The sequence below is a fragment of the Streptomyces sp. NPDC031365 genome, from assembly GCF_055569765.1.
In genome coordinates this window covers 32,249-58,367 of sequence record NZ_JBVIIM010000024.1, presented here as the reverse complement: position 1 = coordinate 58,367, position 26,119 = coordinate 32,249, and the positions used below count along the sequence as shown (strand labels likewise).

At 71.2% G+C, this 26,119-nt stretch carries 15 protein-coding genes and 1 pseudogene; 6 read left to right on the top strand and 10 right to left on the bottom strand.

What is annotated here, in order from left to right; all coding sequences use genetic code 11:
- Positions 1–9: 9 nt before the first annotated feature.
- The 7 genes from ACZ5C2_RS28815 to ACZ5C2_RS28785 form a co-directional block, all read right to left on the bottom strand.
- On the bottom strand, positions 10–1,962 hold the full coding sequence (locus ACZ5C2_RS28815; RefSeq protein WP_468797634.1) for a TOMM precursor leader peptide-binding protein: 1,953 nt from the start codon (positions 1,960–1,962) through the stop codon (positions 10–12).
- Positions 1,952–3,745, bottom strand: coding sequence for a hypothetical protein (locus ACZ5C2_RS28810; protein ID WP_468797631.1), 1,794 nt, complete (start codon positions 3,743–3,745; stop codon positions 1,952–1,954). Before ACZ5C2_RS28810 ends, ACZ5C2_RS28815 begins: the two co-directional genes overlap by 11 nt.
- Entirely contained in the window at positions 3,742–6,363 is a 2,622-nt protein-coding gene (locus ACZ5C2_RS28805; protein WP_468797628.1) for a lantibiotic dehydratase, read from the bottom strand. Before ACZ5C2_RS28805 ends, ACZ5C2_RS28810 begins: the two co-directional genes overlap by 4 nt.
- Positions 6,306–7,457 (bottom strand): hypothetical protein, encoded by a 1,152-nt coding sequence (locus tag ACZ5C2_RS28800; protein WP_468797625.1) that lies wholly within the window; start codon positions 7,455–7,457, stop codon positions 6,306–6,308. The genes ACZ5C2_RS28805 and ACZ5C2_RS28800 overlap by 58 nt, the downstream gene beginning before the upstream one ends.
- Positions 7,458–7,713: 256 nt before the next feature.
- On the bottom strand, positions 7,714–7,848 hold the full coding sequence (locus ACZ5C2_RS28795; RefSeq protein ID WP_468797622.1) for a hypothetical protein: 135 nt from the start codon (positions 7,846–7,848) through the stop codon (positions 7,714–7,716).
- A gap of 804 nt (positions 7,849–8,652) precedes the next feature.
- Positions 8,653–10,182 (bottom strand): helix-turn-helix domain-containing protein, encoded by a 1,530-nt coding sequence (locus tag ACZ5C2_RS28790; RefSeq protein WP_468797619.1) that lies wholly within the window; start codon positions 10,180–10,182, stop codon positions 8,653–8,655.
- Between the two features lie 64 nt (positions 10,183–10,246).
- The gene (locus ACZ5C2_RS28785) at positions 10,247–10,453 is read right to left on the bottom strand and encodes a DUF4236 domain-containing protein (RefSeq protein WP_468797616.1); all 207 of its coding nucleotides are present in this window, start codon (positions 10,451–10,453) and stop codon (positions 10,247–10,249) included.
- A gap of 625 nt (positions 10,454–11,078) precedes the next feature.
- Here ACZ5C2_RS28785 and acnA point away from each other — a divergent pair.
- From acnA to ACZ5C2_RS28765, 4 genes are all read left to right on the top strand, one after another.
- Entirely contained in the window at positions 11,079–13,802 is a 2,724-nt protein-coding gene (acnA, locus tag ACZ5C2_RS28780) for an aconitate hydratase AcnA (RefSeq protein WP_468797613.1), read from the top strand.
- A 90-nt stretch (positions 13,803–13,892) separates the two neighbouring features.
- Entirely contained in the window at positions 13,893–14,312 is a 420-nt protein-coding gene (locus ACZ5C2_RS28775; protein ID WP_468797610.1) for a hypothetical protein, read from the top strand.
- A gap of 13 nt (positions 14,313–14,325) precedes the next feature.
- Complete coding sequence (locus tag ACZ5C2_RS28770; RefSeq protein WP_468797607.1) at positions 14,326–15,981, top strand: caspase, EACC1-associated type; 1,656 nt, start codon at positions 14,326–14,328, stop codon at positions 15,979–15,981.
- A gap of 191 nt (positions 15,982–16,172) precedes the next feature.
- On the top strand, positions 16,173–16,586 hold the full coding sequence (locus ACZ5C2_RS28765) for a hypothetical protein (RefSeq protein WP_468797604.1): 414 nt from the start codon (positions 16,173–16,175) through the stop codon (positions 16,584–16,586).
- Positions 16,587–16,671: 85 nt separating this feature from the next.
- Here ACZ5C2_RS28765 and ACZ5C2_RS28760 read toward each other — a convergent pair.
- Positions 16,672–17,284, bottom strand: a pseudogene (locus ACZ5C2_RS28760) (acetylxylan esterase); the annotation flags it as partial.
- 146 nt (positions 17,285–17,430) lie between these two features.
- Here ACZ5C2_RS28760 and ACZ5C2_RS28755 point away from each other — a divergent pair.
- Complete coding sequence (locus ACZ5C2_RS28755; protein WP_468797786.1) at positions 17,431–18,078, top strand: hypothetical protein; 648 nt, start codon at positions 17,431–17,433, stop codon at positions 18,076–18,078.
- Positions 18,079–18,204: 126 nt separating this feature from the next.
- Here ACZ5C2_RS28755 and ACZ5C2_RS28750 read toward each other — a convergent pair whose 3' ends face one another.
- Positions 18,205–20,166, bottom strand: a complete 1,962-nt coding sequence (locus ACZ5C2_RS28750) for an alpha-glucuronidase (protein ID WP_468797601.1) — start codon at positions 20,164–20,166, stop codon at positions 18,205–18,207.
- Positions 20,167–20,326: 160 nt separating this feature from the next.
- Entirely contained in the window at positions 20,327–24,139 is a 3,813-nt protein-coding gene (locus tag ACZ5C2_RS28745) for a GH92 family glycosyl hydrolase (RefSeq protein WP_468797598.1), read from the bottom strand.
- Between the two features lie 375 nt (positions 24,140–24,514).
- Between ACZ5C2_RS28745 and ngcE the strand changes: the two genes are divergently transcribed.
- Positions 24,515–25,972 (top strand): N-acetylglucosamine/diacetylchitobiose ABC transporter substrate-binding protein, encoded by a 1,458-nt coding sequence (gene ngcE / locus ACZ5C2_RS28740; protein ID WP_468797595.1) that lies wholly within the window; start codon positions 24,515–24,517, stop codon positions 25,970–25,972.
- The last annotated feature ends 147 nt before the right edge of the window (positions 25,973–26,119 follow it).

The window sequence follows — 26,119 nt, the reverse complement described above, 5'->3', positions numbered from 1 at the left end:
CCTCCGCGGTCACGGGAACGGGTGGGGGTCGTAGGGCGCCGTGCGGTGCTCCGCCGGAGTGCCGGCGAGTGCGGCCGCCAGCCGGGGGAGACCGGCCAGCCGCTGCTGGGGCTGGCCGAAGCACATCGGCGTGATGCCGGGCACGACCGCCTTGGCCACCGCGAGCCCCAGGTCCCGGTGCTCGACGGTGGACTGGTCCACTATCAGGACACGTTCGAGGCCGGCGTCCGCGAAGAGTCCCGCGGTGAAGTCCAGTGCCCGGCGCACATCGCCGCCCGCCGCGTCCCGCAACCGGTGTGGCCAGGCCGGAAACGCGTCCCGCAGGGCGACTGCGGGCCCGCCGAGCACCGAGGTGACGCGGGGCAGCGCCTCCGGCAGCGAGTACAGCTTCAGGTGGTCGTGCAGCTGGTCCACCAGCCACGGGTCGGCGAACATCGGCTCGATGTCCTCGCGGGTCCAGGTCACCGGGTCGGTGACCAGCTGCGTCAGCTCCCACAGGGCGGTGCGCGCCACGGCTGCCGGGTCGGCGCCGGAGCCGGCGGCGGAGAAACAGGCGGGGAAAGGCCGTTCCCGGTTCACCGCGAGCGACCAGATGACCGGGAGGTCGATGTCGTCGGTCGCCACCAGCAGGTGGACGTCGAAGCCGCGGGCGTCGATCAGGTCCAGCAATCGCTGCGAGGCCGGATCGGTGACGGAGGAGAGCGTGATCGTCGGCAGTGGGGCCGCCCGGTGCCAGGCGTTGAGGAAGGCGTCCCGCTCCGCCAGTTCGAACAGCGAGTGCAGCACCGCCTCCTCCGGCGTCGAGCCCAGGGCGCAGCCGCTGGAGGAGTCGTGGAAGTGGAAGGTCCGCTCGCGCGGGTCGCTGCGCCGCACCGTGTCGTACGCCCGCCGGAACCTGTGGTCGTACTGGTAGAAGCCGATCTCCGCCGGGACCAGCAGCGACGGCCCGCCGTGCAGGTCCCGGGCCCACACCCAGTCCATCGGGGTGTCCGGGGTGTACGGCGTGACCCGGCTGGCGGGGTGCGCCAGTTGCTCCTCGGTGTACTGGCCGAGGGTGCCGGGGTCCACCGCCCGGTCGGCGACCTCGCGGTGGCTGACCGGACCGATGACGGCCGCCTCGTGGGGGAAGCCGCCCAGCCGCTCGTACGCCTCCAGGATGGCGACCGGCTCCGCGTCGGCGAAGGTTCCCGCGCGGGCGAAGCCCATGGCCAGGGAGTCCGGCAGCGAGGCCAAGCTCATGGCGTACGGGGGCATCGCCTCCCGCACGACCCGGTCGACCGGCCCGAACCGGGGGTCCACCGTCCGTGCCCGGAGCCGGCCGGGCCCGAGCAACCGGGCCCCGTCCGCGCCACGCGTCGGCCCGTTCGGGTCGGCGGGCACCCGGCGCGGTGGCAGCGGGGCGGGCGGGGCCGGGACGAGCCCGTCCGGGTCGGCTGCACAGACCCGGCAGCGGGCGCTGCGCCGTACCAGATGGCGGCGCGAGGAAGGCCCGCCGAGCGCGTACAACTCACCGGCCTCCAGCGGTCGTTCGTCCAGGTTCCGGAGGGCGGGGGCCAGCATTTCCAGGAGGAACGGACGACGCATCGCGGGGCGGGAGACCGGCCGCAGGGGGTCGGCCGCCAGAGGATGGTCGGCGACCACCCGGGAGCGCAGCTCCGCGCAGCCCGCGCAGCCGCCTTCCGCGCCGGGGACCCAGTAGGGACCGATCAGCACCTCGCCGCCGAACAGCCGGACCGACAGGTGCGCCCGGTCGGCGGCGGACGCGGCGTCCACCCGAGCCTGCTCCCAGTCCGCGTTCCAGCCGCGGTTGAGGGAGAGCGTGCCGGGCAGGACGGCGGCCAGCGGGCGCAGCGCTTCCGCCCACTCTCCAGCGGCGGGCCCGGCGAGGTCGGGACCGGTCAGCACCTCCGCGTCCGGGCCGCGGGACGGCGGGGCGGGCGCTGTCGTGGTCTCACCAGGCATGTACGGTCTCCTCGGCGTGCGCCGGGGCTTCGGGGGACGGCAGATGGACGGGGCCCGGGGCGGGGTCCAGCGAGACCGGGCCGAAGAAGACCGGCAGGGTGCCGAGCACCGGGTCGGAACGGAGCGACGTCCCCGTCGGCTCCCCGGGAAGGACGCCTGCCCCGGCGCAGGCGGCGATCTCCGCGCGCAGCCGCGCCAGCGCCTCCGTCCCCGCCGTGCGCAGGGCCCCGGTGTGCACGTCCGCGACGCCGGCGCCGGGCCGCATCCGGTCCGCGACGCGGCGGGCCAGCACCGTACCGAGGCAACCGTGCACGGCCTCCTCCGCGGTCGGCCCCCATCCGTGCCCGCACGGCTCCCCGGTCTCGGCGTGCACCGCTCGGGCCAGCGCCCAGCCGACCCCGGGTACTTCCAGCAGCCGCACCGCCACCGGGAGGCCGTGCTCCTCGGCCAGGGCGCGACGCACCACCCGGCTACCGGGCAGCAGGCGCTCGGGGACCGGCCGTCCGCTCGGTACGGCGTGCCCCGTCAGCAGCCGGAGGGCGCCGTCCAGCAGCCACAGCTCCTCGGTGGTCCCCGCGGCACCCACCGCCGATGCGCCGTCCGGTCCGGCCAGTCGGCGCAGCGCGTCGAGGGCGACCGCGACGGTGGCGCCCTGCTGGTCCCCGGCCCAGCCGATGACTTTGGCCCCCGTGCGGCCGGGCAGCCTCGCCTCGCGCAGGGCCAGCGGGAGCTGCGGCAGGTCGCCGCCCTCGGTCAGCTCCAGCAGCCCGGTCCAGGGCTCGGACAGCGGGGCGACGACACCCCGCAGCGCCGGGTCCACCGTCACGGCGTTCCCGGTCTTCACCGGAGCCGGGGCGGGCTCCGGCGCGTCGTCGCCCGCCGTACGCAGCACGTCCGCGGACAGATCTTCTCCGTGCACGACGTGCGCACGGCCCGGGGCACCGACACCGGCCAGTACCTCGAACACCAGCTGTCCGGCCAGGGCTCCCGCCAGCGCGTCGGCGCCGGGCCGGGGCGCGGGCCCGGTCTCCTGGGCCGTGGCCCAGTCCTCGGCACGGGCCGCCAGCGCGTCGGCGGTGTCCACGCCGGACCCGCCGGTCACCACCGGGCCGACCAGTGCGGTGGAGCCGAGCCGTACGGGCACCAACGGTACGCCGGCGGGGAACCCGAGGAGCCGGGCGGCGGCCTCGGTGACACCGGCGCCCTCGGCGCTCCAGATCACCGCGTCCACGCCGTTCACGATGTCCGGGCCGTCCAATCCGTCCGTGAGCAGCGTGGCGCCCAGCCGCCGGGCGGTGGCCACCGCGTCCTGCGGATCGGTGGGGGCGAGCACCAGCCGCCCCACGCCCGCCCTCGCCAGCCCGCGCGCCGCGGGCAGCACGGCCGCGCAAGGGCCGTACAGCAGCACCCGGGCGGCGCGCAACGCGGCGAACGCGGCGTACGGGTCGTCGCTGAACGCCTCCAGATGGGTGAGCGCTTCGCCGAAGCGCTCCCGGGTCTCCACAACCGGTGCGGCGGCGCTGAACCGTCCGGGGTCCAGCAGCAGGTCGCGGGCGCGCAGTTCGTCGGTGAGCCTCCGCACGGCGGGGCGGGCCCGCTCCGAGCCGAGGGCCGTCACCATCTCGTCCTCCGTGGTGCCCGTCTCCAGCAGAGGGACGCAGACGTCCGCCACCGTGAGCAGCACCTTGGGCCCCAGGATGACGAACTGGGTGTGCGGCCCGCTGAAATAGAGGCCTCCCGGGACCGGTGCGTAGTGCAGATACGGCCGTGACCTCATCGTCATGCGGTCTTTCCTCCGTAGGTGAAGGGGGCGCCGGCGGTCCGGGCGATCTCGACCACCCATTCCGCCGCGTGCCGGGAATCCGCCACGGCGGGCAGGGCCTCTTCGAGATAGCCGGGGCTCCGCCGGTCCATGAGCCGGGGCAGCACACGTACGCTCACGGCGCTCTCCAGATCGGTGTACTGGGGTTTCTGCCGTTTGCGGTGCTCCTCGGCGCCAAAACCGAGCGCGGCGGCAGCCTGGAGCGCCTCGGTTCCGTAGGTGGCCTCCAGCGGTGTCTTGAGGACCACTTCGGCGGGTACCCCGTGCCGGGTGCGCCAGCGGGCGAGCGCCCGGAGCCGGTCGGTCTCCTCCCGGTCGGCGGCGACGGCCTCGGCGAGTTCGGCCCCGCCGTACCAGCGCCGCCGGGCCAGCACCGCGCGCCCCACCAGGACCCGGGGGCAGGCCCGGGTGGTGGTGCCCGGACCGCCCGCCGACGCCTGCCAGTCGCCGACGAAGTCCTCCATCAGCCGCCCGCCGCTGACCAGCCAGGCCGCGATGCGCACCGGGACGGGCAGGAATTCGGGGTGCCCGCTGCCCAGGGTCAGCACCCGCAGATCGCGGCCCTCCGCGTCGCGGACGCACAGCGCGTCGGTGGCCGGGTCGTGGGCGAGGCGCAGGGAGGACCAGCCGTCGGCGTCGATGCCGTCCGGCAGGACTTGGGCGTGCGCGTTGACGTTCAGCCGGTGCAGCCCGCGGTCTTCGGCGACCCGCCGGCCGTCCGCCCCGTACTGCCGCCGCAGCCGGTCCGCCAGATACGGCAGGGCCCGGCCGCCCAGCTCTCGGTCGGCGCCGAGGAACCGGCCGTAGAGCATGCCGTGCCCGGCGTAGGCGTCGTTGAAGACGAGCCGGTCCCGCCAGGGCTGTACGAGGACCCCGTACGCCAGCGGGTCCCGCCGGAAGCGGTCGGGTAGTCCGGCGACCAGACCGCGGGCCTCCCGCGCGGACAGCACCACCTCCCGGGCATCGGGCCCGGCGGCGGTGAGGAGCTCCCGCATCCGGGCCAGGACATCCAGCCGTAGCTGGTGCAGCCGGCCGAGGGAGCCGTCGGCCGGGCCGCCGTCCTGCGGGATGTCGCCGTCCAGCGAACCGCCCCGCCGGTACACCTCGGCGGCGATCCGTTCGGCGTGCTCGACGAGCGGCACCTCGGCTCCCGCCCCGTACCACTCCACGAAGATCGCGGAGAGCACGGCGCGGATGTCGTGCAGCCGGTCGAAGACGGAGAGGAGTTCCACGACCGCCGCCATGTCGTCCAGGGCGGCGCCCCAAGGGGCGGTGTCCACCGTCAGGGACGGCAGTACGTAGTCCTCCTCGACCAGTACCTGCGCGGGCCGGGCGGCGCGGTGGCTGAGGTCGGCGAGCGTGCCGCGCAGCCGGGTGAGTACGGCGCCCCGCCGCTCGGCCGGGGCCGCGCCGACCTCGGGGAGCAGTCGGTCCACCTCCGCCAGCAGCGGGGTGCTGGGCCAGCCGGGGCGGTCGAGCATCGTGCGGAAGGGCAGTGCGCCGTCCTCCGGGCCGTCGCTGAGGCAGAGGATGCCCGCGCGGACGGCACCGCGTATGGCGGTCAGCGCGTCCTCGGCCGGGCAGCGCAGCTCCCCGGCCACCTCCGCCACGACGGCGGACACCTGCCTGGCGCCCAGGGCGACGGCGTCGACCAGCGGACGCACCGGTCCCGCCACCGGGACGGAGAGCCGGCGAATGACCCCCCCGGCGGGCTGGAGGAACATCAGCTTCTCGCGCCCCGCCCCGAACTCCGAGGTCGGCGGCAGCTGCACCCAGTCCTCGGGGCCCAGCGGCCGGTCCGGGGCCGCCTCGAACCGGAGCCCGCCGAGAACGTAGTGCAGCATGATCCGGTCGAGTCCGACGACCGGGACCGCGCCGACGGGCGTCACGTCACCGAGCGCGACGCCCTGCGGGTCGGGAAGGGCCAGTCCCACCGCGGTGAACCGGGAGAGCGGACTGGTACGGACCATGGCGCGGGTGACGTACTGGACCAGGCCGCGTTCGGACTTCCGCAGCCGGGCGGACAGCTTCCCGCCGCCCTCCAGGGCGGCCCGGTAGCGGTCGGCGCCGGCGGCCACCTCCGGGGCGACCAGGGCGAGCGAACGCCTCAGGTCGTCATCGGCGAGGAGTCCGGCCAGCCGCTTCCGTTCCCGGTCCACGGCCTGCGGGTACTCCCGGTCCAGCGCTTCCCGCAGGTTGTCCCGCGCGTCGCGGGCGGCCCGCCAGCGCGTCAACGCGGGCACCGGATCGTCCTCGGTGCGCGGCACGCGGTCGTTGTGGATGTCCCGGCGCAGCCTGATCAGAGGGCCGCGCTCGCCGGGGTCGGAGGTCGCGCCGATGAGTTGGTGCAGCTCCGCGGAGCAGACCTCCGCGGCGGCCTCGACCTCGTTCTCGGCGCCGCACAGCTCGTCCAGCAGTGCGGCCAGTACGGAGTCCGCCAGCCGCATCCGGGGCAGCGGGTTGATGCGCAGCATCCACAGCGGCTCACCGGCGGGGGCGTCCTCGCCCGTACACCGGGGCCTCACGCGGCGGTCCCGGCGGGCCAGCCGGCCGCCGCCCGGGACAGGCGGTCGCTCCATGATTCCCCCAGCACCTCGTCCACGGTCTCCGCGATGGCGTAACACAGGTAGTAGCGGTGCAGCGGAGCCACGTCGAGCAGCAGGAGCTGCTGGTAGAACAGGTTGATCAACAGCCGGTACGAGGCGAACCAGTCGGTGGTGCCGGCCAGGGCCCCGGAGGCGTTCACGGTCGTGTGGAAGTCGCTGCCCCGCCGACCGCTGACGTCTTCCTGGCCGGGCGGTCCCATCGTGCGCTCGTCGAAGCCGCCCTGCCGCTCCTCCAGCGTCCGCAGGGTCAGCACCTCCTGCGCGACGGCCGAGTCGAAGACCCCCATGCAGTACTGGAACGCCTGGCGCCAGCGGGCCGCCGAAGGGCTGCAGGTGTCCTCCAGCGTCTGCTGTACCAGGGCCCGCAGCAGCGGTGCGTCGCCCGCGAGACGGCGCGCGAAGGCCGGCCGTACATCCTTGCGGGGCGCCGCCCAGGAGAGGAACGCCTCGGCGTGACTGCGCAGCGAGAACACCCCGAACGGGATGCCGGAGTGGTGGGCCGCCGCCAGCGCGACCATCGCCTCGGCCACCCGGGTGGGCAGCGTGCCCGCCCCCGTGGCGGCCTCCGCGACCACCGCCGTCAACGGCCGGTTGATCCGGGTCAGCGCCAGGTCACACAGGGCGTTGAGCGGCTCCGGCCAGGTGGCGGTCCGCGTGGCGTCCAGCCATTCGAGCCGGCCGTGCGGGTGCATCGGCAGATAGGGTGGCTCGACCCGCTCCAGCCTGCCGAACTCCCGGGCGCGGGCGAGGTACTCCTCCTCGCTCTGCTGCTTCTCCGGCGCCAGCGGCCCCGCGTCCAGCTTCGCCGCGAGGTCGTCCCAGGGCAGCACCGCTCCCCTTTCACCTCCGGCCGGCCGGGCCACCAGGTCCACATGCGGTCCGTGCAGCCACCCCCGCCGCAAGTACAGCACCGGCGCGTTCAGTTCCTCGTCGAGTACCCGGACGGCCGGGAGGACGGCGCCGGCCAGCCACTGGGGATCGATGCCCCCCCGGGTGTAGAGCCGGACTCCGGTGGTGCTGCCTGGGGCAGGGGCCGGCACTGCGATGGGGTCGGAATCCAGGTTCAAACTGTGTCACCTGCCGTGTTCGGGGCGGTCGGGGCGAGCCGCCGCCGATCCTGCGTCGCCGCCCGGGGAGCGGACAATGGCAGGGAGAGCCCGGCTGACATGCGTCATACGTTTGATGACACTGATCACTGACAGTGGACGAGGTATTGACGGCCGCGCGACCGGCCCGCATAGAGTCGGCCGAATGCGCCGACGACGGCACGCGGACCGTGCACGAGTCACGGATGGCGTCCAGCTGCGTGCAACACCGTTGCGCTTAGCTGTTGGCGCTGTCGTCGAGGTGTCCGTTCTCGATCACCCGAGTGTCCAGTGCGTATGCCTGGACGGTGCGCGGATGGTCACCTCGCCTGAAGCCGTACTTGCTCGCTGACTTGCGGGAACGGGCCTTCACACGTCAACGGGGCGCTCGGGCGGGAGGTTGTCCGGCACGGCGCGCCCGGTCGTCCCGAGCAGTGACACGGGGGCGGCGGCGGTGATGCCCCGGGCGGCGGCGGTTTGGAACAGGACGGCGAAGCCCACACGGTGCCGCGAACACGCCCTCACTGGCGATCGTGCCGTCACCGGCCGCCGGGACCAGCGCTTGGCGGGCCGTCAACAGCGCGAAGGTCTCCTGTTCGAGGCGGGGGACGCTGGCGAGCGCAGCACCCGTCGGCCGGCAGTCGCCACAACTCGGCGCGCCGGGTGCCGTCGGCGAGGGTGACGGTGATCCACGCCTTGGCCACGCGCACGTCAAGCCGCTCATGCCCACGTCCCGCCCGGTGCTCGCGGCTGCCGGCGGTGGTCGGATGGGAGTCGTCCGGCAGGGCGTGGCGCAGAGTCGGCCGGCGTCTCCTGGTGGAGCACTGAGGTTCCGACTTGTATGGGCCGTAGCGGAGGCGGTCGGGTTGGCCGCTCGTGGCGTTCCATTAGGACGCTGGGTTGGATGGCTCGTGAGGTTCCTGCCGCCCCTCGGGGCTGGCCCGCTCGGGGTGTGCCGCCGGCCTGGTGTCCGGCCACGGTCTGACTCAACAGAGGCGTGTCACGGCAGCGGTTCCCGAAGTCGGCGTGTCGGCCGTGGACGTCCTGTCGTCCGGCCGTGAGAAACGAACTCCCTTCATATTGCTCGGTGTTGACCTGCACACGTCCACTCACACTTCCTGATGGTGGGCATTGGTGCAGGTCAGAGAGGTTTCGTCAGTCATTATCCGACGATCCTTCAGATGTCCCGGAAGATCTCGATCTGAGCCCCGATCGAGTTCAGCCGCTCCGCCAGGTCCTCGTAACCGCGGTTGATGACGTACACGTTGCGCAGGACGGACGTGCCCTCCGCGGCCATCATCCCCAGCAGGACGACGACGGCCGGGCGCAGGGCCGGCGGGCACATCATCTCCGCGGCGCGCCAGCGGGTCGGGCCCTCGACCAGGACGCGGTGGGGGTCCAGGAGTTGAAGGCGGCCGCCGAGGCGGTTGAGGTCGGTCAGGTAGATCGCCCGGTTGTCATAGACCCAGTCGTGGATGAGGGTCTTGCCCTGGGCCACCGCCGCGATCGCCGCGAAGAACGGGACGTTGTCGATGTTCAGGCCCGGGAACGGCATCGGGTGGATCTTGTCGATCGGCGCCTCCAGTTTGGAGGGGCGGACAGTGAGGTCCACCAGGCGCGTACGGCCGTTGTCCGCGAAGTACTCCGGAGTGCGGTCGTGGTCGAGGCCCATCTCCTCCAGGACCGCCAGCTCGATCTCCAGAAACTCGATGGGGACCCGGCGGACCGTCAGCTCGGACTCCGTCACCACCGCCGCGGCCACCAGGCTCATCGCCTCGACCGGGTCCTCGGAGGGGGAGTAGTCGACGTCGACGTCGATGGTGGGCATGCCGTGCACGGTGAGCGTGGTGGTGCCGATGCCGTCGACCTTGACGCCCAGGGCCTCCAGGAAGAAGCACAGGTCCTGGACCATGTAGTTGGAGGAGGCGTTGCGGATGACGGTGGTGCCTTCGTGGCGGGCGGCGGCGAGCAGCGCGTTCTCGGTGACGGTGTCCCCGCGCTCGGTCAGCACGATCGGGCGGTCGGGGGCGACGGAGCGGTCGACCACCGCGTGGTACTGGCCCTCGGTGGCGGCGATGTCCAGGCCGAACCGGCGCAGCGCGATCATGTGCGGCTCGACGGTGCGCGTCCCGAGGTCGCAGCCGCCGGCGTACGGCAGCATGAAGCGGTCCGCACGGTGCAGCAGGGGGCCGAGGAACATGATGATGGAGCGGGTGCGGCGGGCGGCGTCCGCGTCGATGGCCGCGAGGTCCAGCTCGGCCGGCGGCACGATCTCCAGGTCGACACCTTCGTTGATCCAGCGGGTGCGCACACCGATGGAGTTCAGCACCTCCAGCAGGCGGTAGACCTCCTCGATACGGGCGACGCGGCGCAGCACCGTGCGCCCGCTGTTGAGCAGTGAGGCGCACAGCAGTGCCACGCACGCGTTCTTGCTCGTCTTGACGTCGATGGAGCCGGAGAGGTGCCGGCCGCCCACCACGCGCAGATGCATCGGGCCGGCGTAGCCCAGGGAGACGATCTCGCTGTCCAGCGCCTCGCCGATACGGGCGATCATCTCAAGGCTGATGTTCTGGTTGCCGCGTTCGATGCGGTTGACGGCGCTCTGGCTGGTACCGAGCGCCTCGGCGAGTTGCGTCTGCGTCCAGCCGCGGTGCTGTCGGGCGTCGCGGATGAGCTTGCCGATGCGTACGAGGTAGTCGTCTGCCATGAGGTTGAGGCTATCTCAGATATGAGATGGCACCTCTTGGGGGGTTCATTCGGGTGATGTGATGTCAGTGTCCCCTGGTCCGCCGGGTCCCGCTGGTCCGTCGCCATCCGAAAGGTCCGGGCAAATCCATTGATGTCGTACGACGTCCCGTACTGCTTCGGGTGTGACGGGGTCCGTTCCTGCCGCCGGTGGTGATGGACCACGACCGCTTGTTGATGTTCAGCCGCACTCCCGGAAGGATCCGGAAACTCTTGCGAAACGTGAGCGGCATTCCTGTCTCCTGTTCTTGCGTCCGGAACTGACTTCGTCTCACACGGTTACCCCGTTCGGGCGTGCTGATGGCAAGTCGCCGCCGGAGTCCGGCATCGCTCACGGTCCCCCCTGCAGGGCGCCCTGGCGGCCACGGTCACGTCCCAGTCCGCCGCGACCCTGCCGAGCGCGTGCAGCGGGGCGAGCGGCCGGGCTTCCGGCGGACCGGAGGTCCGGCGGCGAGCCGGATTCCGCCGGCGTGAAGGGCGTGCCGGTCGACCATGTCCGCGCGCTGTCCGGGTACCCGGGAAGGCCAACCGTCTCCACCGACGGCCGAACCGTGCGTGGGGCGGGTGGCCGCACCCCGGTGCGATCACGCTCGCGAGCGGGTTGACTGGCGGCAGCGGTCCGAGCGACCTGGTTCTTATCGGTCGGCGCCTTGACGGGCGGGGTCAACCGGGCCCGGGCATGACCATTCCGTCCGCGTGTACTAGAGTTATCTCGACATCGAGATATCTGCCGAGGCGCACCGCAGCCGCCACCCTGGTGAGGGTCACCTAAGTAAGCCTTACCTTAGCGGATTGGCCAGGGCGGCGTGGCGGCAGGATGCGGTGGTACGTACGCGCACATCAATGAAGGAGACTGTCGTGTCGGCGAACAGCTTCGACGCCCGCAGCACGCTGCAGGTGGGCGACGAGTCGTACGAGATCTTCCGGCTGGACAAGGTCGAGGGCTCCGCGCGCCTTCCCTACAGCCTGAAGGTGCTGCTGGAGAACCTGCTCCGCACCGAGGACGGCGCCAACATCACCGCCGACCACATCCGTGCCCTGGGCGGCTGGGACTCGCAGGCGCAGCCGTCGCAGGAGATCCAGTTCACGCCCGCGCGCGTGATCATGCAGGACTTCACCGGCGTGCCCTGTGTCGTCGACCTCGCCACGATGCGTGAGGCCGTCAAGGAGCTCGGCGGTGACGCGGCGAAGATCAACCCGCTGGCGCCCGCCGAGCTGGTCATCGACCACTCCGTCATCGCCGACAAGTTCGGCACCAACGACGCCTTCAAGCAGAACGTCGACCTGGAGTACGGCCGCAACAAGGAGCGCTACCAGTTCCTGCGCTGGGGCCAGACCGCGTTCGACGAGTTCAAGGTCGTCCCGCCCGGCACCGGCATCGTCCACCAGGTGAACATCGAGCACCTGGCCCGCGTCGTCATGACCCGTGACGGCAAGGCCTACCCCGACACCCTGGTCGGCACCGACTCGCACACCACCATGGTCAACGGCCTCGGCGTCCTCGGCTGGGGAGTCGGCGGCATCGAGGCCGAGGCCGCCATGCTCGGCCAGCCGGTCTCCATGCTGATCCCGCGCGTCGTCGGCTTCAAGCTCACCGGTGAGCTCAAGCCGGGCACCACCGCCACCGACCTCGTGCTCACCATCACCGAGATGCTGCGCAAGCACGGCGTCGTCGGCAAGTTCGTCGAGTTCTACGGCGAGGGCGTCTCCGCCACGAGCCTCGCCAACCGCGCCACCATCGGCAACATGTCGCCGGAGTTCGGCTCCACCGCCGCGATCTTCCCGATCGACGACGAGACGCTGAACTACATGCGGCTGACCGGCCGTTCGCAGCAGCAGGTCGCGCTCGTCGAGGCGTACGCCAAGGAGCAGGGCCTCTGGCTGGACCCGAAGGCCGAGCCGGACTTCTCCGAGAAGCTCGAGCTGGACCTGTCCACGGTCGTCCCGTCGATCGCCGGCCCGAAGCGCCCGCAGGACCGTATCGTCCTCGCCGACGCCAAGGCCCAGTTCAGCCAGGACGTACGCAACTACGTCAAGGACGGCGGCGACGTCGACGAGGCCAGCAAGGAGTCCTTCCCGGCCTCGGACTCCCCGGCGATCTCCAACGGTGCCCCCTCCCACCCGGTCGAGGTCACCGCCGCCGACGGCACGACCTACACGCTCGACCACGGCGCGGTGACGGTCGCGGCCATCACCTCCTGCACCAACACCTCCAACCCGTATGTCATGGTCGCCGCCGCGCTGGTGGCCAAGAAGGCGGTGGAGAAGGGCCTGACCCGCAAGCCGTGGGTCAAGACCACCCTCGCCCCGGGCTCCAAGGTCGTCACCGACTACTTCGAGAAGGCGGGCCTGACCCCGTACCTCGACAAGGTCGGCTTCAACCTGGTCGGTTACGGCTGCACCACCTGCATCGGCAACTCCGGCCCGCTGCCGGAGGAGGTCTCCCAGGCCGTCAACGAGCACGACCTCGCGGTCACTTCGGTGCTGTCCGGCAACCGTAACTTCGAGGGCCGGATCAACCCCGACGTCAAGATGAACTACCTGGCGTCCCCGCCGCTGGTCGTCGCCTACGCCCTCGCCGGTTCCATGAAGGTGGACATCACCCGCGAGGCCCTCGGATACGACCAGGACAACAACCCGGTTTTCCTGAAGGACATCTGGCCCTCCGAGGCCGAGGTCAACGACGTCGTGGCGAACGCCATCGGCGAGGACATGTTCTCCAAGTCCTACGCCGACGTCTTCGCCGGTGACGCCCAGTGGCAGGCGCTGTCCATCCCGACCGGCGACACCTTCGAGTGGGACGCCGAGTCCACCTACGTGCGCAAGCCCCCGTACTTCGAGGGCATGGGCATGGAGCCGGCCCCGGTCGAGGACATCTCCGGCGCCCGCGTCCTCGCCAAGCTCGGCGACTCGGTCACCACCGACCACATCTCCCCGGCCGGTGCGATCAAGGCCGACACCCCGGCCGGCAAGTACCTCACGGAGCACGGCATCGAGCGCCGCGACTTCAACAGCTACGGCTCGCGCCGCGGCAACCACGAGGTCATGATCCGCGGTACGTTCGCCAACATCCGCCTGCGCAACCAGATCGCGCCGGGCACCGAGGGTGGCTACACCCGCGACTTCACGCAGGCGGACGGCCCGGTGTCGTTCATCTACGACGCCTCCCGCAACTACATCGAGCAGGGCATCCCGCTGGTCGTCCTGGCCGGCAAGGAGTACGGCTCCGGCTCGTCCCGCGACTGGGCCGCCAAGGGCACCGCGCTGCTCGGCGTCAAGGCCGTCATCGCCGAGTCGTACGAGCGCATCCACCGCTCGAACCTCATCGGCATGGGCGTCCTGCCGCTGCAGTTCCCGGAGGGCCACACCGCCGAGTCCCTCGGCCTGACCGGCGAGGAGTCCTTCTCCGTCTCCGGCGTCACCGAGCTCAACGAGGGCACCACCCCGCGCACGGTGAAGGTCACCACCGACACGGGTGTCGAGTTCGACGCGGTCGTCCGCATCGACACCCCCGGTGAGGCGGACTACTACCGCAACGGCGGCATCCTGCAGTACGTGCTGCGCAGCCTGATCCGCAAGTAGGCGGCAGGGCAGGGCAGTCGAGGGGCCGCATTCCCGCGCCGGGGATGCGGCCCCCGTCGTCGTCCCCGTTGTACGCTGAAGCCTCACCGGATGACGGGGGTGGCGGTGGGCGGCACGGAGCGCTTGCATCTTGTCCTGGCGGGCAGTCGGGACAGTGACCAGGAAGAACTCGACGCGCTGACGCTCCAGTTGCGTGAGCGGCTGCTCGAACTGGACGTCGACGGTGTCGAACTGAACCGCTCCGGGAGCGTCCCCGACGGGGCGAAGCCCGTGGACGCGATCGCGGTCGGCGCGCTCGCCGTGACCGCGGCACCCTTCCTGCTGCGGTCGGTGCTCGACCTGGTGCGGACGTGGATCGAGACCCGTCCGGTGCGCACGGTCAGCATCACCCTGGGCGAGGACAGCCTGGACCTGGAGGCCGTCTCCTCCGCCGACCAGAAACGGCTCATCGACGCCTTCCTGGCCGCGCACGGTCATGAGCCGGAACCGGCCGACGGCCAGGGCGACTGACGGACGTACGACCATGCCCGAAGGCCGCCACGCCCTGCTCGTCGCGACGGGCACCTACGACAGCCACGCCCTGGGGCAACTGCGTTCGCCCGCCAGGGACGCCCGGGCACTGGCGGAGGTGCTCGAGGACCCGCGGATCGGTGACTTCGAGGTCGGCATGGTCGTCGACCGTGCCCATCACGAGGTGGCCCAGGCCATCGAGCGGTTCTTCCTCGACCGCCGCCGGGACGACCTGCTCCTGCTGCACATCTCCTGCCACGGTCTCAAGAACGACAACGGTGAACTGCACTTCGCGGCCGCCGACACCGACCAGCGGCTGCCGGCCTCCACCTCGGTCCCCGCCCAGTTCGTGCGACGGCAGATGCACCTGTGCCGGGCGCGGTCGATCGTCCTGCTCCTGGACTGCTGTTACAGCGGTGCCTTCCTGGCCGGCAGCAAGGGTGACACCACGGTCCACGTCAAGGACGAACTGGCCGGGCACGGGCGCGTGGTGCTCACCGCGACCAACCGCACCGAGTACGCGTGGGAGGGCGAGCGGGTCACCGAACTGGACCCCGAGCCCTCCCGGTTTACCGGAGCCCTCGTCAAGGGCCTGCGCAGCGGCGCGGCGGACCGCGACCGGAACGGCGTGATCGACGTGCACGAGCTCTACGACTACGTGTACGAGGAACTGCGGGACTCCGGTGCCAGGCAGCGCCCGCAGATGTGGGCCGAGGTGGAGCACCGGGTCGTGGTGGCCCGGTCGGTCCTGCCCGCCCTGCCGCACGGCCGGGTGCAGGAGGCAGGCCCCGCGCCCGCCCCGTCGCCCTCCGGCCCCGCGCCCGCCCCGTCGCCCTCCGGCCCGGCACCGGCCCCGTCACTCTCCGGTTCCGCCTCCCTCCCGTCGTCCTCCGGTTCCCCCAACGCCCCGTCGCCCCCCGCCCCCGCCCTCGTCCCGTCGCCTGCCGAACGCCCGGTACCCGAGCGGCCGCTGGAACCGTGGGCACCGCTGCTGGCGCTCACCGAGGCGCTGACCGGACTGTCGTGCATGGAGGACGCGGGAAGCCGGACGCAGTTCGCGGCGGTACTGGGTGACGTGCTCGCCCGGCGGGTCGATCTGCGGGGCGCCCGGCAACGGGAGGACGTGGTCGCGATCGTACGGACCGCGCTGAACCAGGAAGACGGGACGAGCGCGCTGCTGTCGGTGATCGAGGTCTTCGAGGGGCACTCGGCCGCCGCCGAGGTACGCCGCAGGCTCACGCCGTACGACCGCCCCGCGGCGCGGCCGGTCCCGGGAGCCCGGCCGGAGGGCCGCCTGACGCCCCGCGCACCGCGCCGGCTCGTCCCCGGCTCCCGGGCGGACGGTCCCCGCGCGGGTTCCGGCGGACCCCCGCCGGGCGACCGCCGGCCACAGGGCCTGCTGCGGCTGTCGCTGCTCACCGATGGGCTGTGCGAGCTGTCCTGCATGGAGACGCCGCAGGGCAGGGCGCAGTTCGCGGCGGTGCTGGCGGAGCAGCTGGGACGCCCGGTCGATCTGCGAGGCACCCGTTTGCGGGAGGACGCGGTGAGCATCGTGCGGGCGGCGCTGAACGTTCCGGGCGGGGACCGGGTGCTGGCGGAGGTCGTCCGCATCCTCGAAGGAGGGCCGGCGGGCGACGACATCGAGTGGCTGCTCGACACCCCTGACTGACCGGCGGGCCAACTCTCCACGGTGGCACCCGTTTACAACCGCGCCGCCCGGCGCTACCGTCCCAGCACGGACGAGGTGGGAGCGCTCCCATACGTCGGCGGACCGGAACCCGCCGTCGGCGCACTGCCACCTCGCCCGCCCTCCGCACCCCTGCACGGTCCGGCACCCCCACAGTCACGGGCAGGTATGTCTTGATCGCGACAAGATCCGGGCGCGGCGCGGCTCCCCGGCCGGCGCTCCCCACTCGCACCAGAGTCCTGTTCCTCGTCCTGGTCTCCCTGCTCGCCGCCCTCCCGGCCATCGGCCTGGTGATCACCGCGGGCGGGGCGGCGGGCGCCCACGGCACCCTTCTGACGCCCGGCAGCCGTGCCTTCCTGTGCCGGCCGGACGCGTTGGCGGGGTGGACGGCCGACGGGATGTCACCGGACGGCCGGACGGCCGACAGCCTGTGGAGCGGCGACGCCGGCTACGGCGGCCTGGACGTGATGGTTCACACCGTGGGTCACGACGGCTCCCCGGCTCCGGGGGAGGGCGCGGCCTTCGGCTACGTGTCCTCCGGCTCCGGCGGGGTCCGTACCACGTTCCTGCCCTGCCGGACCGGCTGAACCGCCGGCTTCTGTCGTCGGACTCCCGTCCGCGCGGGACCGACGGCGGGACCTCCACGGGCGGCCCCGACGGCGTGCTCGGCGGTCATCGGTGCCGCCCACCCCGTCTGTCGCCCAACACGCCCTCAAGCCAGTCCAGTTGGCGCCGCACGTGCACCGCGTCGCCCCCCTCGTGTCCGTTGAACGGATAGGCATGGAGCACCTTCTCCGGGGTCGCGTCCGCCCGCTCCGCGTAGCGGTTGAAGGCCGCGTACGCCCCGCTCGGCGGGCAGACCGTGTCCCGCAGACCGACCCCGAAGTGGGCCGGAGCGTGCGCGCGGCGGGCGAAGGAGACGCCCTCGACGTAGGAGAGGGTGCGGTGGGCGGCCTCCTCGGCGCCGCGGTGCACCGAGAGATAGGCGGTGATCTCGCCGTACGGGGACAGGTCGGTGAGGTCGAGGGCGCGGCGGATGCCGCACAGCAGTGGTGCGGTGGCCAGGACGGCCGCCAGATCCGGTACCAGGCCGGCCACCGCCAGTGCGAGCCCGCCGCCCTGGCTGTTGCCCGCCGCCGCGACCCGGGAGGCGTCCACCCCCGGCAGTGTCCGTACGGCCGCCACCGCGCGGACCGCGTCGGTGATCAGCCGGCGGTAGTGGTAGTCCCGCGGGTCGAGCAGACCGCGGACCGCGGGAGCGTCGAAGTCCGGGGGCTCGTCGATGTCCGGGCGGTGGTGTGCCAGTTCATCCGGGGGCATGAGCACCATGGCGACGGCGGTGGAGACCACCGTGTACAGGACGGTGTTGCCGTAGTTGCGCCAGAACATCGAGTCGGAGAAGACGATCTCCACCAGCCTCGGCCTGAAGAACTGCTGTCCCGCGCCGCCGCCCTGATCCACACCCTGGTCACCGTCGAGGCCCTGCTGCTGCTCACCGCTGCTCCGGGCCTCGCCGGTCTCGTCCTCCTCGCACCCGACCCCGCCAACCTCCCCCTCGCCGCCGTCTGCCTGCTGCCCCTGGGCCCGGCCGTCTCCGCCGCCCTCTACGCCCTGCACCACCGCAGCACCGACCTCACCGACCTCCACCCCGCCCGCGCCTTCCGGCGCGGCTTGCGGAGCAACGCCCGCCCCGTACTGCGACTGTGGGCGCCGCTGCTCACCTGGCTCACGGTGATCGCCTTCACCCTCACCCACTTCTCCGCCACCGGACTGCCCGGCTGGTGGGCGGCCCTGCTCGCGCTGATCGGCACCGGCTCCCTCCTGTGGGGGGCGCACGCCCTGGTGCTCACCGCCCTGTTCACCTTCCGCGCCCGCGACATCGCCCGCCTCGCCGGGTACTTCCTGTTCCGGCACCCCCGAGCCACCCTCGGCGCCCTCTCACTGCTGATCCTGACGGCCGCCGGCACCGCCCTGCTCACCGAGGCCCTGCCCGCCCTGCTCGCCGCCCCGCTGCTGCTCTCCCTGCTGCACAGCAGCCGATCGGTGATCGCCGACACCGAGGAGCACTTCACGGCGTGACGGCGCCCCGCACCCCGTGGATCCCCACGACGGTGACCACGACCCGGAGCAACGGCCCGAGGACGCGGGGGAGGAGGACCACCGCCTGTTGACCCCCGACCCGCTCGGCATGGCAGTCCCGCGGCCTCAGTGAATGGTGCGTCCCCGATCGTCCGGGACCCCCGACTTGCGCAGGAAGTAGCTGTTGACCTGGTCGCGCCACTCGCGGGCACTGCGCAGCTGCTCCTCGAACCGCTCCGCCACCCGCGCATGACGCGCCGGGTCCATCAGGTCCGCGAGGCCCGCCCACACCCGGCGCGCCTCCTCGGCCTCCTCGACGCCCTCGAAATGGGTGTCGTAGATGTGCTGGATCACGGTCTTGCCGCTGTGCAGCACATGGCCGTAGGGCACATGGTGGAAGAAGAGCAGCAGTTCGTCCGGGCAGGTGTCCGGCGACCCGTACACCTCGGCCCACGGCCCCGCGTACTGACCGGCGTACCCGGTGCCGGTCGCCGTGCTGCGGTCCACGCCGACGCCGTCCCGGTCGGCGAAGTGATAGGTGCCCCACGGGCTGTACTCGTAGCCGTCGACACTCGGCCCGTAGTGGTGCCCCGGCTGCACCATGAAACCCACCCCGAGCGGGGCGGTGTACTTCTCGTACGTCGACCAGGAGCCGGCGAGTACCGCGCGCAGACCGTCGGCCAGCCGTTCCTCCGCTCCCGGATGGGTCAGCGCGATCCACTCGTCGAGGATGGTCCCAGGGTCCGCCACCGGGTCCCAGGCCAGCCGCCCGAAGGTGTAGAGGTTGGCCTGGGCGAGGGGATGACCGGTCCAGAACGGGTCGTCACCGGCGTTCGACACGGCCACGAGCCCGTCCGCCAGCCGCCCGGCGCTCACCTCGCCGTCCGGACGGAACCGCAGTGCCTCCCTCCACATCGGACCCAGCCAGCACGCGTGCTGCTGCTGCCCGGTGTACTCCTGCGTGACCTGCAGTTCCACCGCGAGCCGGGTGTCCGGCATCGCGCCGATCAGCGGGGAGAGGGGCTCACGCACCTGGAAGTCCATCGGCCCGTGCTTGACCTGGAGCACCGCGTTGGGCGCGAACTCGCCGTCCAGCGGCGTGAAGTGGTCGTACGCGGCCCGCGCCCGGTCGGTGCTGCGATCCCGCCAGTCCTGGCGGTGGTCGTAGACGAAGGCCCGCCAGTGCACCGTGCCGCCGTACGGCTCCAGCGCGGCGGCCAGCATGTTCGCACCGTCGGCGTGCGAACGGCCGTACGCGAACGGGCCGGGCCGGCCCTCCGAGTCGGCCTTGACCACGTACCCGCCGAAGTCACCGATCTCGTCGTACACCCCGCGGGTCGCCTCCGCCCACCATCCGCGCACCGCCTCGTCCAGCGGGTCGCTCGTGGGCAGGCCGCCGAGCACCGTCGGCGCGGCGAAGGTCACCGACAGATGTGTCCGGATGCCGTACGGGCGCAACACGTCCGCGATCGCGGCCACTTCGCCGATCCGGTCGGTGAGCAGGTGTGCCTCGGTCTCGTGCACATTGACGTTGTTGACGGCGACGGCGTTGATCCCGCACGCGGCGAGCAGCCTGCCGTACGCCCGCACCCGGCGCAGGTCGCCGCGTGCCCGTCCGTCCGCCCAGAACAGTGATCCGCCCGCGTAGCCGCGCTCGACCTGGCCCATGACCGGGTGCACGGCCACGTTGTCCCAGTGGTCCAGCATGCGCGTCGCGAGCGCCGGACGGTGGACCTCCCGGTCGCGCTCCCCGGTGAAGGCCTCCTCCCCGAGTCGTACGACGTGGAACAGGCCGTACAGCAGTCCGCGTCCGCCGGACGCGGACACGGTCGTGGTGCCGGCCCGGCGTTTGATCGCGAACCCCTCGTCGCCGAGCCGTTTGTCGTCGGCCAGTTCAAGAACCAGCTCCGCGTCCTCGCCGTCCCGTACGACCTGCCCCCCGAACCTCTCGCAGGCGTCCGCCAGTTCACCGCGCACCGTCTCCACCAGCGGTGCCGCCCCACCGCGTGTCAGCGAGCGACGGCTGCCGACCGCCCGGAACGCGGCCGTCGGCAGCCAGGCCGCGTCGAAGTCCCCGGAGTCCGTCATCCCCGCTCGCCCCTCGCGGTCGGAGGAAGCCGCCCGGAGAGCACCGGGAGCCGGCCTCCCATTCTGATGCACCGGGGACGGGAGAGGTACCTGTCGGCCTGGGGAAAGCCATGGAGAAGGCGGGCCCGGACGGTGCCCGGACCCGCCATGTGAGCAGTGGTCAGCTCAGCAGTTCCACCTCCGTCAGTGTCGCCTCACCGGTCAGCACCAGCCGGTAGTGGCCGTAGGTCTTCGGACGGTCCACCGAGAAGGCGCGGGTCTGCCGGTCCCAGCGGAAGGACTCGTCCGTCCGCCGGTCCAGGTCCGTCCACGTCTCCCCGTCGGCCGAACCCTGGAGCACCCAGCCCGTGGGCGCCTTGGTGTGGTCCGAGGAGGTCAGCGTGTACTGCACCGCCTTGGTGTCCCCGGTGACGGGGAGCTCCACGGTGGACACCGTGGAGCCGGTCGCCGACGTGTTGTCGAACAGTTCGCCCTCGCCCTTCAGCACGTCCTCGCGGGGCGTGGGAATCTCGTCGTCCTGGGTGATCGACACGGGCGCCGCGTTCTTGCCCGTGCCCCACGACGACGGACGCGGGCCCATGTCGAACTCCAGGACACCGCCCCTGGCGATCACCGAGTGTGGCAGCGAAGTGGAGTTCCAGCGCTTGCCGTTGACCTTCAGGCCCTGCACGTACACGTTCTTCGCGCTGTTCTTCGGCGCCTTGACGACCAGCTCGCGACCGTTCTCCAGGTGCACGGTCGTCTTCGTGAACAGCGGGGAGCCGATGGCGTACTCGCCGCTGCCCATGACCAGCGGGTAGAAGCCGAGCGAGGAGAACAGGTACCAGGCCGACTGCTCGCCGTTGTCCTCGTCGCCGTGGTAGCCCTGGCCGATCTCGCTGCCCGTGTAGAGGCGGGACAGCACCTCGCGCACGCTCGCCTGTGTCTTCCAGGGCTGCCCGGCCGCGTCGTACATGTACAGCGCGTGGTGGGCCACCTGGTTGGAGTGGCCGTACATGCCCATCCGGACGTCGCGCGCCTCGATCATCTCGTGGATGACCCCGCCGTAGGAGCCCTTGAGCTCCGGGGCGGCCGTCTCGGGTGTGGACAGGTACTCGTCGAGCTTGTCGCCGAGGCCCTCGCGCCCGCCGTACAGGTTGGCCAGACCGCGGCTGTCCTGCGCGGCGGTGAAGGCGTAGCCCCAGCCGTTGGTCTCGGTGTAGTCGTAGCCCCAGATGCGCGGGTCGTACTCGGAGGACTCGACCCGCCAGTCGCCCTTGAGGTTCCGGCCCTGGAAGAACCCGGCCTCGGAGTCGAAGAGGTTGACGTAGTCCTGGGCGCGGTCGAGGAAGTACGCGGCCTCCTCCTTGTAGCGCTTCTCGCCGGTCTTCTTGTACAGGGCCTCGCCCATCTTCGCGATGCCGTAGTCGTTGAGGAAGCCCTCCAGCGCCCACGACAGGCCCTCGTGCGTCTCGGTGCTCGTGTAGCCGAGGAAGGGCGAGGTGGCCATGCCCTTGCGGCCCACACCGGAGGACGGGGGCACGACGGTGGCGTTCTTCACCGCCGCGTCGTACGCCGCCTCCGCGTCGAGGTCGACGCCCTTGACGTACGCGTCCGCGAACGCGACGTCCGAGGAGGTGCCGGTCATCAGGTCCGCGTAGCCGGGGGAGGACCAGCGGGAGGTCCAGCCGCCGTCCTTGTAGTGCTGCACGAAGCCGTCCGCCAGCTCGGCGGCCTTGGACGGGGTCAGGAAGGAGTACGCCGGCCAGGTGGTCCGGTAGGTGTCCCAGAAACCGTTGTTGACGTACACCTTGCCGTCGACGATCTTCGCGCCGGTGTGTGTCGGGGTGTCGGGCCCTTCCGCCTTCGAGAAGGGAGAGGCGTACCGGTACTTTCCGTCCACCTTCTCGTGGCCCGAGTTCGGGTACAGGTACAGCCGGTAGAGGCTGGAGTACAGCGTGGTCAGCTGGTCCTCGGTGGCGCCCTCGACCTCGACCTTGCCGAGGATCCGGTCCCACTGGCGCTGGGCGTTCCGCTTGACCGTGTCGAAGGAGGTGCGGTCCGGCAGCTCCCGGCGCAGGTTGTCCTTCGCCTGGTCGACGCTGATCAGCGAGGTGGCCAGGCGCAGCGTCACCGTACGGTCCCGGCCGGCGTCGAAGCGCAGGTGGCCCTTGAGGCCGCTGGAGTCACCGCCGGTGACCGAGCTGTCGAACTCGCCGTGGACGAACAGCCGGGTCGCCCCCGTGGACCCGCCGGACTTGACGTCCGAGTACCCGGTGAAGGTGCCGTTGTCCTTGTCGAGGGTCAGACCGCCCCGGTCGGGGATGTTCTCGTCGCCGGCGTTGTCGAACAGCACGCTCGCGTCGTCACCGGGGAAGGTGAAGCGCATCATCGCCGCGTGGTCCGTCGGCGTCATCTCGGCCTTCACGCCGTTCTCGAACCGCACCCCGTAGTAGTACGGCCGCGCGGTCTCGTTCTCATGCCGGAAGGCCAGCTCGCGTGCCTCACGGCCGAGGTCCGGGGTGCCGGAGGCGACCGACGGCATCACCTGGAAGGTCTGCCGGTCGCCCATCCAAGGGCTGGGCTCGTGGCTCGCGCTGAACGCCTGGATCGTCGGGAGGTTGTCGTCGTTGTTGCCGCTCGCGTAGTCGTACAGCCAGCTCGTCGATCTGGCGTTGGTGACCGGGGTCCAGAAGTTGAACCCGTGCGGTACGGCCGTCGCGGGGAAGGTGTTGCCGCGCGAGAAGGCGCCGCTGGAGTTGGTGCCCCGGGTCGTCACCGCGTAGTCGGACAGATGGGCCTTCGGCCGTTCGGGCCGCACCCGCTTCAGCGCCACGTCGTCCAGCCAGCCGCGGAACTTCGCCGGGCCCTTCGGGGAGTCGTACGCCACCAGGATCCGGTCGACGGTCTTGCCGGCGGCCACCGAGCCGATCGCGGAGCGCACGCTGTTCCACTGGTTGACGTACAGCACCTTGGAGTCGCCCTGGCCGCGCGGCGTCAGCGGGAAGCCGTGCTGGTCCGTCGCCTTCAGGCCGCTCAGATAGGTGCCGTCCGTGAAGGCCAGATCGACGGAGACATGGGTGGCGTCGTAGTCCAGGTCCCGGTCCGCCATCGACGGGAAGATCTTGTACGACAGCTCCGTACGGCGCTCGACCTTCACATCGACGTCGAAGACCTTGTTGTACGAGTACGCCCGGCCGTCCGTGGTGTGCCGGCCGGCGTACCTGAGGGCGCGCTTGCCGGTGAAGCCGGCGTCCGCCTTCGCCGTCGGCGAGCCGGCCGGGCCGCCGTCGACGAGGGAGAGCATGTCCTTGGGTATCGGGTCGGCGACGCCGGTGGACAGCTGGACCTCGGCGAGCTGGAGGGCGTCGTTCGCCCCGTTGTTCTTGGTGAACTCCAGCCGCCAGTGCGAGAACTCGGCCGTCTCGGCGAGCTCGTACGTCTTGGTCTGGAACCGCTCCTCGAAGGACTGTCCGGAGCGGGTGTCCAGGGTCTGCCAGGTCTCGCCGTCCGCCGAACCCTTCAGCGTCCAGTCCAGTGGGTCGCGCTCGTCGTGGTCGTTGGCCGAGGTGAGGGCGTACTTGACGATCTTCTTCGGTTCGTTGAGGTCGAACTCGATCCAGCCGGTCGGCGCGAAGGTCAGCCACTTGGTGGCGGACTCGCCGTCGAAGAGGTTCCCCTTCACCTCCTTGCCGCCCGTGTTCTCCCCGCTGGCGCGCACCCCCGTGACGTGCTCGGTGACATTGCCCGGGATGCCGGACGTGAACCCACCGTCCACACCCGAGGCACGCTTCTCGCCGCCCGGCGTGGTCTCGACGGTGTTCTGCCAGTCCGGGGCGGGGTCCCCGGACTCGAACGACGACGCGAAATCACGGTCCGCTTTCGGCGGTGCCTGGGGCAGCGCCACAGCGATGCCCTGTGAGCCAGCGGCCAAAGCGAAGGCGGTCGTCGCGACGACCGCCGTGCTCCATCTGTGCCGAACCCTCTGTTCCATGCGCGAGCACCCTCCCGGCGCTGGACAACGTTGTCAACCGCAGTGCGCAAGGACCAGTAGTGGGTCAAGTGGCCCATGGTGTCAAGGGGTTGAATGCGGCATCCGGCTCTCGCGGCAGGGACTTTTCCGCTGCGGAGCGCACCGGGGGGCTCATATGTCCGTGAGGTCTCAACTCGGAAAAGACCAGAGGGGAACCTTGCATTTGATCTTGCTCCGTCGGCGTGAAGTGGACTATACCTGTCGGCACTCCGGGGCATCTTCACGGCACCCGATCATGTACGGCCGCACTTCCTGCACGACCCAGCTTGACCCGAACGCGGTGCCGGGAAGGATCCGGTTCACCGCCTGAGTCCTGGAGAAGGCGAGGACTTGAGCATGGGATCCACTTCCGCCGAGAACAACGGCACCGGTGACAACAGCACGACCGGCGTGGGACGCCGCGCACTGATCAAGCGGTCCGCCGCGCTCGGTCTGGTTTCGGTACCGGCGATGAGCTTCCTGTCCGCGTGTGCCAGCGGGGGCGGGGACGGCGACTCCGGCCAGAACGAGGGAAAGACGTCCGAGTCCAACCCCTTCGGCGTCAAGGAAGGCAGCAAGCTCGACGTCGTCATCTTCAAGGGCGGCTACGGCGACGCCTACGCCAAGGCGTGGGAAGCCGACTTCAAGAAGAAGCGGGGTGTCACCTCCGTCCACACCGGCACCCAGGAGATCACGGGCAAACTCCAGCCGCGGTTCAACGCCGGCAATCCGCCGGACATCGTCGACGACTCCGGCGCCCAGCAGATCCCGATCGACGTCCTGCACAAGAACGGCCAGCTCCTCGACCTCGCCGAAGTGCTGGACGCCCCTTCGGTCGACGACCCGGACACGAAGGTCCGCGACACCCTCATTCCCGGCACGCTCGACGCCGGCATGCAGGAGGGCAAGCTCGTCGCCCTCAACTACATCTACACGGTGTGGGGGCTGTGGTACTCCGGCAAGCTCTTCCAGGAGAAGGGCTGGGAGGCGCCCAAGACCTGGGACGACTTCCTCGCCATCTGCAAGGACGCCAAGGCGGAGGGCATCGGCGGCCTCGCGCACCAGGGCAAGTACCCGTACTACATCAACGTCGCCATCATGGACCTGATCGCCAAGAAGGGCGGCCTGGACGCCATGAAGGCGATCGACAACCTCGACCCCAAGGCGTTCGTCGGCTCCGACGCCGCCACCGAGGCCGTCGAGGCCGTCTACGAGGTCGTCGAGAAGGGCTATCTGATGCCCGGTACGAACGGCCTGACCCACACCGAGTCGCAGACCCGCTGGAACCAGTACAAGGCCGCGTTCATCACCAGTGGCTCCTGGATCGAGAACGAGCAGCTCAAGACGACACCGGCCGACTTCGACATGAAGTTCCTGCCGATGCCGCTGCTGGCGGACAGCGCGCTGCCCTTCGAGGCGATCCGGGCGGGCTCCGGTGAGCCCTTCATCATCCCGTCCAAGGCCAAGAACCTGCCCGCGGCCAAGGAGTTCATGCGGATGATGCTCTCCAAGGAATGGTCGACGCTGTTCGCCAAGGAGGCGAACTCGCTGACCATCCTCAAGGACGGTGTGGACCCGGGCGTGCAGCTGCGGCCGGGCACCCAGTCCACCGTCGAGGCATCCAAGGCGGCCGGCGACAACACCTTCCGCTTCCTGTACACCGAGTGGTACAGCGAGATGGGCACCGCCATCGAGAACGCCTCCAACGAATTGATGGCCAAGCGCATTCAGCCCAAGGAGTGGCTCAAGCGGGCCCAGGCAGCGGTCGACAAGCAGGCCAAGGACCCGGCCTCGAAGAAGAACCGCCGCGACTGATACCGCTCGACCGACCGCACTGGGGGGGGGGGGGGGGGGGGGGGCGGGGGGGGTGCACCCCGGGGGAGGGGAAGCAGGGGCACAGGGGGGGACCAGGTCGTCTTGGGGGTTCTCCTCTTTCTCCTTGGGTTTTATGTTATTTTTTTT